This is a genomic window from Anaerolineae bacterium (assembly GCA_016931895.1).
Taxonomy (GTDB): Bacteria; Chloroflexota; Anaerolineae; order 4572-78; family J111; genus JAFGNV01.
The window spans coordinates 24,806-38,574 of the sequence record JAFGDY010000298.1 but is presented as its reverse complement, the minus strand read 5'-3'; the positions used below and the strand labels follow the sequence as shown (position 1 = coordinate 38,574).

The following is a 13,769-nucleotide window of genomic DNA, read 5'->3' as shown; positions in this document are numbered from 1 at the left end:
GAGGTTGACCAATAGAACTGGAAGACGATTTGCAGTTGGAGAAAGAGGTAAAAGATGAAGGTAACAAGGAAGATAAACAGGTAATTATGATAAAAATTACGATTCGAGAGCGGTTGGAGTCGCATGGAATGAAACCTCATGAGGGTACACATATTGTTTTTTTAACCTTTTCTAACGCCGCAAACAGAGCCTCGGCCGAGAAGCCGGCCATAAGCACCTGGTCAGCGCCGCCCGCTTGCGCCTGGCGTTCCTGGTTAAAATCATGGGCCAGCACCAGGCAATAAATGGAAGGTTGTTGGCGTTTGAGGCATTGCAGCGCCTCCCAGGCTTCGTCGCCGGGCAGGTCGGCATCCAATAGCACGGCAGCCGGAACGTGGGCGGCGAGCCATAACCGGGCGGCGGGGCCGTCGTCGGCCTGGCCGGCCACCTCCACGTTGCTGCTGGCTTGTAACAGCACCAGCAGGCTTTCGCGCCAGGGGCCCGGCGGAGCAATAATGAATATTGAAGCCTGACCTGTCATGCTGCTAACATATCACAATTCAGGCCGGCGTTACAAGGGAGAAAATGAGGGTTTTGAGGAGAAAAAATGACCGTCCCGGGTACGGCGGCGGTCAAAAATGCGGTATTGATGGTCAAAAATGACCAGTTCCCTACTCCAAATCGGCCAGGCCCTCGCGCAGGGCATAGAGGGCGGCCTGGGTACGGTTGGCCAGGTGCAGTTTGTCGAGGATGTTTGCTAGCTCTTGGCGGGAGGATATACTTTGCTTTTCGGGGTCACTTGCATATGAGCGCCACGGTGCACGACAAGGATGAGTTTGGCGGTCAAGTTTACCCCAACGAATTGATTGCGGCTACTACCGCCAGTAAAGGTCTTCTTTGATATCTCTGTTATCCATCAATAGCTATGCCGCCGGGCGTTACTATTACTGGGGCACTGTTTAGTTTGATTGTACATCTGGCCCTTTTAGCCGAGTGATCCCTTCAACCACGTCAGCAAAAGTTTTTAGTTCAGGTATTTGTTCGTCCTCAATTTCTAACTCAAAAGTATCTTCAATTTGGCACACTATTTCCAGCAAAGTCAACGAGTCAATGAGATTGGCCAGGGGTTGTCCCTGTAAGAGTTCATCCCGATCCAGTTTGGCTTCTTCTTCAAAAATTTCCACCAATTTAGTGCGAATTTCTTGTTCTGTCATCACTTTGTCCCCTTTATATTTTGGATATAACCAAACACACATTAATTCCCCCAAAAGCAAAGGTGTTAAGCAAAATATTATCAACCGAAATTAATTGTTGGCCTGTAGTGGTAATGCACAAATCCAGGCCCTCTTCCAGGTTAACCAGATTGGGAATGGGATAGAAATATCCTGATTCCAGTGCGCCCAGCGCCGCAGCCAAAGCCATAGGGCCGGACGCGCCCATAGTATGCCCAATCATCGCTTTGAGGCCACAGACCGGGATGTGTTTTAGCCTTTCTTTAAACACGGCATGCAGACTTTCGTATTCGGTGGTGTCGTTCAGGCGCGTGCCGGTGGCATGGGCAAAGATCATGCCAATATCTGCGGGGTCAAGGTTGGCATTTTGCAACGTTTGTTCAATACAACGACTTTCTTCCTGGGAGTCGGGTTTAACCAGGTCAAGGCTGTCTGAATTTTGGAAAACACCTTTAATCTCGGCCAGGATAGTTGCCCCTCTTTGCGCGGCATGCTCATACGTTTCCAACACAAAAAAGGCTGCGCCGTCACCCAGGGCAATGCCTCGCCGGTCCCGGTCAAACGGCCGGCAGGCCAGGGCCGGAATTTCTTTTTCTTTGGTTAACACCCTCATTGCTTCCCAAGCATTGAGTATCGTCTGCGACGACACCAGGTCGCAGCCCCCGGCAATCATCACCTCCTGATACCCCTCTCGAATTAACAGCACGCTATCGGCTATTGCCGTAAAACCGGACGAACAGGCCGTGCTCACGCTTTTAACAATGCCCTTTAGCCCATACTTCATGGCAATCCGGCTGGCGGGGGCATTGCCCATATTGAGCGGAATTGTCAGGGGAGACCGGCTGGGCTTACCCCTAAAAAAATTCCGGTTATAATCTTCCAGATCATAAAGGTTGAGAAAACCCGAACCAACAATCACCCCGCTGCGCTGAATTTCTTCTGCCGGAAAATCGAGCCTGGCCTGCGCAATCGCCTGTTCCGCGCAAAATACAGAGAGGATAGACAAATTTGAACTCATTTTTTGTTCAAGTTCAGTCAGGCCGGCCGGTCTCGGAATCGGGTTAAGACAGGCAGCCAACCTGGTGGCATAAGCCGAGGTATCAAAGGTGGTGATGGGCGCAATACCATATTGACCCCCCAGCAGTTGCGCCCAATATGTTTCCAAATCATTACCCAGCGGCGAGGCGATGCCGCCGCCGGTGATCACTACCCTTCTTGGGGTCATCAATTTCCTCGCTCGGATGTAGTTTGGCTGGCAATTTTAGAAACGAATTGGCCAAGGGTGATGTCTTCAAAAAACATCTCCGGTGACAAGGCGATGCCAAAATTTTCTTCAAGGTGATACTTGACCGCCGTGGCGTGCAGCGAACCCAGTCCCAGGGTTTGAATGGACCGCTGCCAATCTATTTGGTCGGGTGGAACTTTCAAAAATTCGGCCAGTTGCGTGCGTACTTGCTCTTCTAATTGTTGCTGAAGTTGTTGATGGCCCGGATGGTCAACCGTATCCCCGGTCAGTGTTTTTGCCTGCGGCAAATTTTTTTGTTGAGGTTGAATGTTGATTCCAATCACCGGCAGGGTGTTTTCCAGAAATTGTTTTCGGCATTGATAGCGCTGGATTTTGCCGCTGGTAGTTTTGGGTAAATGGCCGGGTTTGAGCAATACCACGGCGTAAGTTTCTAGCTCAAACGTTTGGGCCACCGCCCCCCGAACGGCCTCGGCTACGCTATTAACATCAACGCTACGATGTCGGCGTTCCACTTCCCAAACAATCACCAACTGTTCCTGATGATCAATTTCAACTGAAAAAGCAGCGCCCCCCCGGGGGCCTAGAGCCGGGTGACTGGCTTTGACGATTTTTTCAATGTCTTGGGGATAGTAGTTGCAGCCCCTGATAATGATCAAATCTTTGAGCCGGCCGGTGATAAAGAGTTCGCCCTCTTGCACAAAACCCAAATCGCCGGTGCGCAAAAATTGGCCGTTTCCACCGGCTAAGCGAGCTTGAAACGTGTGTTGGGTTTCTTCCGGTTGGCGCCAGTACCCCCGGGCTACACTGGGGCCGGCCACCCAGATTTCGCCAATCTGATCCGGCGGGCAGGGGCGCAAAGTTTGAGGATCAACGATAAGCACGTTTTGTCCAACCAATGATCTGCCGCAGCCAACCAGGGTTTGACTGTCTGTTTCTTTGGGTGAAGTGATAATGACCCGGCGATTTTTTAACGCCTCTGCCTGTACTGTGCAGGTGACCGGCAAGGCCGATTGCAGACCGCCGGAGACGACCAGCGTGGCCTCGGCCAGGCCATAACTGGGGTAAAAAGCTTGTTGGCGGAACCCATAAGGGGCAAACGTATGGGCAAAGCGTTCTAGCGTTTCGCAGCAAATCGGGTCGGCGCCGACAATGGCAATTTTCCAACAACTCAGGTCAAGTTCGGCTCGCTGCTCAGGGGTGATTTTATCAACACATAAATTGTAAGCAAAATTTGGCCCGGCGCTGTAGGAGGCCCGCAGGCGTGAGATAGCCTGTAACCAGCGCAGCGGTTTTTGGATAAAGGCCAGCGGTGACATCAAGGTGAAAGGCCGCCCGGAGTAAATGCCCAAAAAGACAAAACCAATCAGCCCCAGGTCGTGATAGGGTGGCAGCCAACTGACCCCTTCGCGGTGGCGATCAGGCTCAAAGCCGGCAGTTTGGACAACCCGATCAAGATTTTGGATGATATTCCCGTGCGTAACCATAACGCCTTTGGGGGTTGCGGTAGAACCCGAAGTATATTGCAGCAAAGCTAAGGTATCGGCTTTTGGGTTCACTTCAGCCCATGTGTCGGCCATTTCTACCGGCCAGGTATCGGTGGTTAGCCACGACAAATCTTTCACGGCTGGTATTTCTGCCATTTGGCGTTGAATTTGGGTGAGCATCGCGGTTGTGGTCAGGAATATCTTGGCCTGGGTGTTGGCCATAATAGCCGCCAGACGAGCGCTGTTTCGATTAAGGGGGGGAGGATAGGCCGGCACTGCAATGGCCCCGGCATAAAAACAAGCAAACAGGGCCGCAATAAAATCCAGACCGGGCGAATAAAGTAAAAGAATGGGCTGGCCCGCAGCGTTTTTTTGTTGTAACCAGGCGCCGATAGCCCGGGCCTGCCGCTCTAAGTTGGCATAGGTTAGATGGACCGCCTCAATTTCGCCGTCAACCAAAAAGGTATAGGCGCGTTGGTGGGATTGATGATTGGCCCGCCAGCGCAGCAGGTTCAATAGGGTTTCACCTTGGGTTGGTGGCTTAAAGGAATGGCTCATTATATCTCTCTATGCCCGGCAATGATAAGGGGCACAGTAACAGTTTTTTGGTTAGCAATCTTTATGTTCTCGTTCTACACGGGCAATCAGACGGTCAACATACCAATTAAGGCCGGGTAGCAACAGGCTGTGCAGGCGAGCCAGTAAACTCATTTCCAAACCGGGCGTAATCAGCCAGGTCCGTTTATGCAAGCCATGCTCAATAGCCCCGGCTACCTGGTCGGCGGTTAGTATTTTGGCTCTGGCAGTGATGCGTTGAGTGGCCGGGGGTTTGGTTTTGTTTTCAGCCGCCAACTGGGGGGTGTCGGTATCGGGGGGATACACAATGGAGACTCCGATGCCCCTCGGTTTCAGTTCACTCCGTAGCGCTTCCGCCAAACCGCGCACGGCAAACTTGGCCGGGCTGTACGGGCTATAGCCATAAAATCCCACCAGACCGGCTCCAGAAGAAACCAACACCAGATGCCCCTGACCACGTTTAAGCATGGCCGGTAAAACTGCCTTGATGGCGTAAAGCGCGCCAAAGTAGTTAACGGCCATGGTCTGTTCAAAAATTTCCAGGGGGAGTTTAGCAAAATAACCGGGGTGCGCCATCCCCGCGCAGGTGATCAACGCATCGGGTGGGCCAACTTGCTCAATGACGGTTTCGATGGCTGTCGTCATTTGGTTATAGTTGGTTACATCGGCCGTGATAGATTCCACCCGCTGCCGCGCTTCGGCCCGCGCTGCTTCAATCTCCATCCGGGCTGCCTGCAATTTGCTTGGAGTGCGGGCGATGAGCGAAATGTGCGCCCCCTGCGCGGCCAGCAGTTTGGCGGTGGCTTTGCCAATGCCACTTGACCCGCCGGTGATGATAACGTGCTGCTGCTGGAACCGCATCAATTACCTCAAGCCATCTGGTTGCTAAAAATAAAATGTATTATAGAGGTTTCAAAAAGAAGGACAAAAAGTTTCATTCATCCGTTAATGTGTTATACTTGCCTGCATCATCTTATGTGTTTTGGAGGAAAATAATGCTCAATAAACGCAATCTCTACCGTTTCCCCTGGTCTTTAAATGATAATCCAATTGCCTGGCTGGAAGTGACCGACATTTGTAATATCCATTGCGAGGGGTGTTATCGCCAGCGTTTGACCGATCACAAACCATTAGACGAGGTTAAAGCGGAGATTCTTTTCTTTAAAAAATGGCGCAACCCGGATAATGTATCTATTGCCGGGGGTGAGCCGTTGCTGCACCCGCAAATTGATGAGATAGTAACCTTCATCAGCAATAACGGCCTCAAGCCTATTCTTTTAACCAATGGGGTAGCGTTAACGCCGGAACGGTTGCGGGAATTAAAAAAGGCCGGTCTGGCCGGTTTTACGATTCATATTGACAGCTATCAAAATCGCCCCCACTGGCCAGGCAAAACCGAAGCCGAGTTGAACGAATTGCGCCAATACTACACCGATATGATTGCGGCGGAAGGAGGTCTCCACCTCACTTTTAATTCTACTGTTTACCCCTCTACCCTGCCAGAAGTGCCTGAAGTAGTGCGTTGGGGTCAGGCGAATATGGGCCGCGTGGACGGCCTGGTTTTTATCACGTTCCGCACCGTTGCGGCCGATTGGGGGTATGCGGCCCGCGACCAGAGTGACCGGGAAGTTGACGCCTTGCAACTCAGCTACATCAGCGAACATTTTGAAGAAAAATTGCCCTCTTCCATAGATATTTATCAGGTTATCAAGGATAATTTTCCCCAATATGAGGCGGCAGCTTATCTGGGCGGCACAGCCCGGCACACTTCCTTTAAATGGCTATTGGGCGGCATGATTGGCTCCAAGAAAGCAATGTATGGTTCTATTGGCAAAAAGGCTATGGAGATAGGCCAGATTGGCCATCACCTGTTCAAAGGCACGTACATGGCTTATATGCTGGGCAACAAAATAAGCCCTCTTTCCTTCCTCCTTTCGCCCTGGGATAAAACGGTGCGCCAGACTGCACGCCATTGGCTAACGGATATTATTCGCCGCCCCGGACGCCTCTTGAACAGTTTGCGCATCCAAAGTATCACCATTATCCAGGGTCCGGATTTTTTGCCCGATGGGCAGGTTGATATGTGTGAAAATTGTCCTGATATGACCCTTTACGAGGGTAAGTTGGTCAATTCCTGCCGTCTGGATGAGTATCGCCTGTTTGGCGGACTGCTCTCGGCGGTGCGACAGCCCCAGGAAACGGTTGAGGACAATAAAACAACGGCAGCCGTAGCGCCAGTGGTAATGTCGGTTGATTGAATAACCACAAAATTGCAAATAATTGATGACACATCAGGCCAGACAAAGCGCAGTAGTCGTTACCGGCGCATCCAGCGGTATTGGCCGGGCGTGCGCCATTTACCTTGACCAATGGGGATTTCAAGTTTTTGCCGGGATACGCCAACAACAGGATGCCGATGTTTTACGACACCGGGCGTCGGCCCGCTTGACGCCTGTGGTTTTGGATGTCACCAAAAATGAGACAATTATGGCCGCCGCAGAAACCGTGTGGGCAGCTACCGCCCGGTTGAATCTGGTTGGCCTGGTAAACAATGCCGGCATTGCTGTGGCCGGTCCCCTTGAGTTTGTTTCGGTGGCTGAATTACGCCGGCAGTTTGAGGCGAACGTGCTGGGCCAGGTGGCTGTGACCCAGGCCTTTCTTCCGCTTTTACGGTGCGGACAGGGCCGAATCGTAAATATCGGTTCAATGGGGGGGCGCATCGCCACGCCCTTTTTGGGGCCTTACGCCGCTTCAAAATTTGCGTTAGAGGCGCTCACCGACTCGTTGCGGCTGGAATTGCGTCCCTGGCAGATTCACGTCTCAATCATTGAACCCGTGGGCATTGCCACGCCCATTTGGGATAAGTCGTTGGCGCAAACAGAGCAAATGGCAAACCAGTGGCCTGAGCAAGCCTACGCTCTTTATCAGGAGGCTATGGAAAAGACTCGCCAGTTTGCCCTTAACACAAAACAGACCGCGATCCCGCCCGAAATTGTGGCCCGGGCTGTGGCCCATGCCCTCACGGCCAAACGGCCTAAAACACGTTACTTGGTTGGCAAGCATGCAAAATTGATGGCGTTGGCTGCTCGGTTACCCGACCGGTGGCGCGACTGGTTGGTGACCAAAGTAACGCTTTAACGTTTAGACTCAAACATCCTTAAATGCAAGACATTCAAGCAGTATTTTCAATTACACCCAACTTTTTGCCGACCCTGTCAAAGATAGCCAAACCCTGGTCAAGCTGACTGCGGCTGTGGGTAGCCATAACGCTTGTTCTCAACAGAGCCAAATGGCGAGGGACAGCCGGATAGGCGGCTACGTTCACATAAACACCCGCCTCCAGCAATGCCTGACCTAACTGAGCGCATTTCAAATCGTCTCCAATGATCACCGGCACAATGGCCGTTTTAGATTGACCCGTATCAAACCCCAGTTGATTTAACCCCGTCCGCCAATAATCAGCATTTTCATTGAGTTTTTTCACCCGCCAGGGTTCCCGGCAAAGAATCTCCAGGGCGGTCTCGGCAGCGGCCAGAGACGGTGGGGCAATGGCCGCCGAAAAAATCATCGAGCGACCATAAAAGCGAATCCAATCAATTATTTTGGCCTCTCCGGCCACCCATCCCCCAATTGAGGCCAGGCTTTTGGAAAAGGTGCCGGTCAAAATATCGGCGGCGCCGGGCATGTTAAAATGTTCTTCAATACCCCGGCCGGTTGCGCCCAACGTACCCAGGCCGTGGGCGTCGTCAACCGCTAAGGGTACGGTGTGGGTGTCGCATAGGCCTTTGATGGCGGGTAAGTTGGCAATATCCCCTTCCATTGAGTACACGCCGTCAGCCATAACCATTGTGGGCGATCGAGTGGCTACATTTTGCAGTTTGAGTTCAAGGTCGTTCATATCGTTGTGCTGAAACTGCACAATTTTACAACGCCCTACAAACGCGCCGTCGTAAATGGAAGCATGACAGCGTTCATCAACCAACAGGGTCGTATCGGAGGTCATCAAAGCCGACAACAGGCCGATGTTGGCCTGGTAGCCGGTGGTAAAAATCAACGCATCTTCACGGCCCAAAAACTCGGCCAGTTTTTGTTCAAAAAGGCGATGCTGGGGAGTTGAGCCGTTCAGCAGCCGGGAGCCGGTCAGGCTGGGGCCTTCGGTCAGGGCGGCATTGGCGGCGGCTTGGCGCACCCGTTCGTCTACGGTCAGACCCAGGTAGTTGTTAGAGCCAAACATCAGCACTCGCCGCCCTTCAAAAGTGCAAGTGGGGCCTTCGTTTTGAGTCAATTCTCTGAAATAAGGCATCAGGTTTGCCCGGCGGGCTTGATCCATAAGATCAAACGCGCGCGCTTTGTCAAATACACTGCCGACCGGTTGTTTTGTTGCCTGGCGGTTTATTTCTGTACCCGTGTTCAGTGGAGCCATCTCCGGCGGGGATGTGATTTGGACCGGCAATGTTCCCGCCTCGAGATGAGCCGCGATTTGGGCAATGCTCAATTCGGCCAATTCCAAGAACGTTTCCAGAGACAGGGTGACGCCATATTTTGTTTCCAACAGGGTTTGCAGCGTAATGGCTTTTAAAGAGTCGATGCCTAAGGCGCTCATCGGCTGGTGGGGGTCAATCATCTCCGGGGATAATCCCAGCGTTTGAGCGATTTCAGTTCGTAAAGCCTGGGCTAAGGAGGTTTGATTTTGCTCACCGGCAGTGACGAATCCGTTTTTAGCCATACTGGCGGACGCTGGCGGTTGGCTCAAAGTATCAACACTTAGGATAGTCAATGTTCCTGCCAAGAATTTTTCCCGGCAGAGATACCGTTGGGTTTTGCCGCTGGCGGTTTTGGGCAGGCCGCCCGGTTTGAGCAGTACCACCGTTTCAACGTGCAGGCCGTATTCGGCGGCAATGGCCCGGCGAATAGCCCCGGCCACTTCAACCGGATCGGCCTGGCGCTGGCGGCGTTTCAGTTCAAACGTTATCACCAGTTTTTCCTCGTCGCCGGCATCTACCGAAAAAGCGGCGCCGCCGGTGGGCTGTAAAGCCGGATGGCTGGCGGCCGCGGTCAGTTCCAGGTCTTGCGGGTGGTAATTTTGGCCCCGAATGATAATCAGGTCTTTCAGCCGACCGGCAATGAATAGCTCACCATCTTGCAAAAAACCCAGATCGCCGGTGCGTAAAAACGGCCCTTCACGATTGGACAAATAGGCTCGAAAAGTGTGTGTGGTTTCTTCTGGTTGATGCCAGTAACCTTGAGTTACGCCAGGGCCGGATACCCAGATTTCGCCAACTTTATCCGGCGGGCAGGGGGTCAACGTGTGCGGGTCAACAATGATTACTTTTTGTTCTGCCAGAGGCCGCCCGCAACCTACTAAAGTTTGATTGCCCGGCGCTTCTGCATGGGTCACGATAATCTGATTATTTTTTAGAGCTTCGGTTTGCACCGTGCAGGTTACAGGCAACGCTGCTTGCAAGCCGCCGGATATGACCAGGGTGGCTTCGGCCATGCCGTAGCTGGGATAGAAAGCTTGTTTGCGAAAACCGCAAGGTCCAAATGTGGCCGCAAACCGGGCCAGGGTTTTATGACGAATGGGGTCGGCGCCGACAATGGCAATCTCCCAACTGCTGAGATCAAGTGCGGCGCGTTGGGCGGGGGTAATTTTTTCCACACACAGATCATAAGCAAAATTTGGCCCGGCGCTGTACGTGGCCCGGGTGCGCGAAATTGCTTGCAGCCAGCGCAGGGGTTTTTGCAAAAAGGCCACCGGCGACATCAGGGTGAAGGGTCGCCCGGTGTAGACCCCCAGAAAGATAAAGCCAATTAATCCCAAATCATGATAGGGCGGCAGCCAACTGACTCCTTCGTGGTGGCTTTCGGGTTCAAAACCGGCGGTCTGGATGACCAGCTTGAGGTTGTTTATAATGTTGGCATGCGTCACCATGACCCCTTTGGGCAGGGCGGTTGAGCCGGAGGTGTATTGCAAAAAAGCCAGTGTATCCGGCTTCAATTCCGGCGCAGACCATGTATCGGCTAATTCAGGAGACCGGTTGTCGGTGTTGAGCCTGTCCATCGTTTTGAGCAGAGGTATCTGGCCAGCCCAGCGTTCTAGTTGGGGTATGGTGGCGGTGTTGGTCAAAAATAACTTGGCCTGAGCATTGTTCATTATTGCCGACAACCGGGCGCTATTACGATTTAATTGCGGGGGGTAGGCGGGCACGGCCATGGCCCCGGCGTAGAAACAACCAAACAAGGCGGCAATAAAATCCAGGCCGGGCGGGTAGAGCAGCAATACCGGCTGCCCGGTTACTTTTTGTTGTTGCAGCCAGGCGGCAATAGCTCTGGCCCGTTGATCTAACTCGCCGTAGGTTAAAGCAACGGCGTCAGTTTCGCCGTCGCGCAAAAAGGTGTAAGCGCGCTGGTGGGGATGTTCGGCGGCGCGCTGCTGCAACAGGTCAACCAGGGTTTTGGTTTGGCGCGATTGAAGCGGGTTATTCATTGTTTAAAACCTTGACAAATCCGGGGCGTTGAGTTCGGCCAATTGCGGCTCCCAAAACCCGCCTTGTTGGTACATATATCGAATCTGGTGGTATTGGGCCATTATATTAAAAAAGACACCCTGCACTACAGGATGTTTCATGGCAGCAGGGGCTGTGTTTAAAAACATTTGCGCTTCAGCCGACCCCAGGCGAGTAACGTTTTGAGTTACTTTCATAATTTGCAGGGCAAGCTGTTGATTTGGTTTCCGGTGCGGGCGGTCACTAAACGGAGGGGGTTGATAGCTGTCTAAAAATTGCCTGACCCGTTGTCCAAATGTGGTGGGGTGATACAGGCGGTTGCCCAACCAGCGTAATCCGGCAAACAGGGTTTGGCGTGACATTTGTTTAGGGATGATGTTTGTTTCCCACGGCGTGTTTGCGCCAAATTCTATGTCAGCCACGATGCGATTGTCTTGCCGCAGACGTTGATAGAGTGGCGTTGAGGGTGGAGCAGTTAATGCGCCTAACATAAAGATGGGAATCGGCGTGTTCATGGCAAACTGATATTGCCGCTCAAAAATGTCCGGGCCGTCGGCGTCAAAGCCAACCATCATACCGCCCATCACGCCAATGCCATAATCCAGAAAACGTTGGATTTGGCCGGTCAGGTTGATCCCCAAGTTCTGACGTTTTTTACTTTCGCGCAGGCTGTCCTCGTTAGGCGTTTCAATGCCGATAAGGACGTAGTAGATGCCCGCTTCGGCGCAGAGTTGCAGAATTTCGTCTTCGTGCGCGGCGTCAATGGAAAGTTGGGTAATGAAGGTGAGTCGCCCGTCCGGTTGGCGATTGTTCCAACTGCGCAAGGCTATGAGCAATTCTTTGGCGCGGCGGCGAGAGGCGGTAAAGTTATCGTCGGCGATAAATACCAGGCTATAACCGTGTTGATAGAGAGAGTCAAGTTCGACCAGAATTTGGTCAACGGGTTTGTGGCGTTGTCGGCGACCGGCGTATTGAATCACATCGCAAAATTCACATTCAAAGGGACAGCCTCGCGAAGTTTGCACGCAGCCCGACAGGGCGCTATGATTGGGGTACAAATCCCAGCGCGGGATGGGGGACTGTCGCAGGTCAGACCATGCCCCCATATATTCGGCTTGCCAGCGCCCGGCCTCCAAGTTGGCAAACAGTTGGGGGGCGATGGTTTCACTTTCGCCGCGCACCAGAATGTCGCAGTAAGGCCTTACTACCTCCGGCGACAGCGAAGCAAAAGGGCCGCCAATGATGACGGTTTTGCCCCGTTGCTGAAAGTGTTGGGCCAGTTCGATCATACGCCCTACCTGGCTGCTTTTGCCGGTCAAGCCCACGTAATCGGCGGGGTGGTTAAGATTGACGGGCGTAATCTGCTCGTCACATAGCGTCACTTCAAAATCGGCGGGCACCAGCGCCGCTACTGTAGCTATGGCCAAATCGGCGGTATAGGCGACCGGACTCAGGCCGAAATGAGTATAAATTTCGGCGCTGTAATAACTGGGAAAATCTGCCCTGGGATTGATGAGGTAGATAGATTTGGACATTTTATAGTTGTTTCGCAAAAACTTGATGCACCTTGTAGGGTTTCAGCCCAAACATTTCTAAATCTCGCCGCACCTGGAGGGCGCTATCGGCCACCTGATGCAATTCCAGGTGCTGCACGGTTGGATTGGCGCGGATCGTTTTTTCCAGTTCGGTTATTATCAGGGCATTACCGCCTTGTAAACGAAATTGCGGCAAAATGCCAAACCAGGCCAGTAAAAGGGATTGGGGCCGGCGCATGGTTTTATATAAATCAACCAGGCTCCAGGGATTTAACCGGCCTTTGGCGCGTTGTAAAGGGGCCGACAAATCGGGTATTACCAGCAACGCTCCCGCCATCTCCTGTCCATGCGCCAGGAATTTGAGGAAACGGGGGTTATTGAAAAATCTTAACGATTCCACAATGGCTGCGATTTCGCGTTCGGGTAGGGGGTAATACTCCCAATTGTTGACCATCGCCCGGTTGTAAATTTCAACCATCTGCCGGGCCAGCGGCAAACCTTCGCGCACGGTGCGGATACTTTTTATCTCAAGTTCTCTCTTGTGCCGGGTTTGCTCGGCCAGGTTGTGAATCCAGTTGGGCACGCGAAAATCTTGGGTGTTAAGATAGTAAGAAGAGAAGCGCATCTGGTTGGTAAAACCGGCCGCTTCAACCAGATTTTGGTAGTAAGGATAATTGTAGGTAGACATTATCATCATCTGCCGATGTTCAAAACCCTCAATCAGAATCCCAAACGGGTCGAGCGTGCCGAGTCCTTTGGGGCCAATGATTTTGTTCAACCCCCGCGCTTTGGCCCAGACAAAGGCTTGCTCAAAAAGGGCAGTCGCGGCCTCTGGATCATCTTCACATTCAAACAGGTAAAATTGGGCCTGGCGGGTCTGATGATAGTTGTTAAAAAGACGGTGGTCAAGCACGGCAATGCGGCCCACGGCTCGGCCATTCCGGGCGGCGATAAAAAAGTCGGCTGCGGAGTGGTCATAAAAAAAATGTTTCCGGCGGTTCAGATATAAGGCGGCGTCATGGCGGAGGGGAGGCACCCAGTGGGGATGGTGGGCATATAGACGATAAGGCAGGTTGACAAATTGTTTGACCTGTTTAGGGGAGAAGGTATCAACTTTTTCAACAGTAAGCATAAGCCTCTTGCCTTAGCCTGAGCACCATTTGACGGTATGCATAATATTATAGGATAATGCGACAAAGGCAAAAGGCGAT

At 52.5% G+C, this 13,769-nt stretch carries 10 protein-coding genes; 2 read left to right on the top strand and 8 right to left on the bottom strand.

Going from position 1 to position 13,769, the window contains the following annotated elements; genetic code table 11:
• Positions 1 to 136: 136 nt before the first annotated feature.
• From JW953_22960 to JW953_22940, 5 genes are all read right to left on the bottom strand, one after another.
• Entirely contained in the window at positions 137 to 520 is a 384-nt protein-coding gene (locus JW953_22960) for a response regulator transcription factor (GenBank protein MBN1995567.1), read from the bottom strand.
• Positions 521 to 938: 418 nt separating this feature from the next.
• A complete protein-coding gene (locus JW953_22955) occupies positions 939 to 1,193 on the bottom strand; it encodes an acyl carrier protein (protein MBN1995566.1) in 255 nt (84 codons plus the stop codon).
• A 13-nt stretch (positions 1,194 to 1,206) separates the two neighbouring features.
• Positions 1,207 to 2,436 (bottom strand): beta-ketoacyl-[acyl-carrier-protein] synthase family protein, encoded by a 1,230-nt coding sequence (locus JW953_22950; protein ID MBN1995565.1) that lies wholly within the window; start codon positions 2,434 to 2,436, stop codon positions 1,207 to 1,209.
• Positions 2,436 to 4,499, bottom strand: a complete 2,064-nt coding sequence (locus tag JW953_22945) for an AMP-binding protein (protein ID MBN1995564.1) — start codon at positions 4,497 to 4,499, stop codon at positions 2,436 to 2,438. The genes JW953_22950 and JW953_22945 overlap by 1 nt, the downstream gene beginning before the upstream one ends.
• Before the next feature lie 51 nt (positions 4,500 to 4,550).
• Positions 4,551 to 5,378, bottom strand: a complete 828-nt coding sequence (locus tag JW953_22940; GenBank protein MBN1995563.1) for an SDR family oxidoreductase — start codon at positions 5,376 to 5,378, stop codon at positions 4,551 to 4,553.
• 134 nt (positions 5,379 to 5,512) lie between these two features.
• Between JW953_22940 and JW953_22935 the strand changes: the two genes are divergently transcribed.
• Together JW953_22935 and JW953_22930 are read left to right on the top strand one after the other, a co-directional pair.
• Positions 5,513 to 6,775 (top strand): radical SAM protein, encoded by a 1,263-nt coding sequence (locus JW953_22935; protein ID MBN1995562.1) that lies wholly within the window; start codon positions 5,513 to 5,515, stop codon positions 6,773 to 6,775.
• A gap of 25 nt (positions 6,776 to 6,800) precedes the next feature.
• Positions 6,801 to 7,655 (top strand): SDR family oxidoreductase, encoded by an 855-nt coding sequence (locus JW953_22930; protein ID MBN1995561.1) that lies wholly within the window; start codon positions 6,801 to 6,803, stop codon positions 7,653 to 7,655.
• Between the two features lie 34 nt (positions 7,656 to 7,689).
• On the opposite strand, the gene JW953_22925 is transcribed toward JW953_22930, so the two are convergent.
• The 3 genes from JW953_22925 to JW953_22915 are packed head-to-tail and all read right to left on the bottom strand — an operon-like array spanning position 7,690 to position 13,690.
• Complete coding sequence (locus tag JW953_22925) at positions 7,690 to 11,004, bottom strand: aminotransferase class I/II-fold pyridoxal phosphate-dependent enzyme (GenBank protein ID MBN1995560.1); 3,315 nt, start codon at positions 11,002 to 11,004, stop codon at positions 7,690 to 7,692.
• 3 nt (positions 11,005 to 11,007) lie between these two features.
• The gene (locus JW953_22920; GenBank protein ID MBN1995559.1) at positions 11,008 to 12,558 is read right to left on the bottom strand and encodes a radical SAM protein; all 1,551 of its coding nucleotides are present in this window, start codon (positions 12,556 to 12,558) and stop codon (positions 11,008 to 11,010) included.
• 1 nt (position 12,559) lies between these two features.
• The gene (locus JW953_22915; GenBank protein ID MBN1995558.1) at positions 12,560 to 13,690 is read right to left on the bottom strand and encodes a hypothetical protein; all 1,131 of its coding nucleotides are present in this window, start codon (positions 13,688 to 13,690) and stop codon (positions 12,560 to 12,562) included.
• Positions 13,691 to 13,769 lie beyond the last annotated feature (79 nt).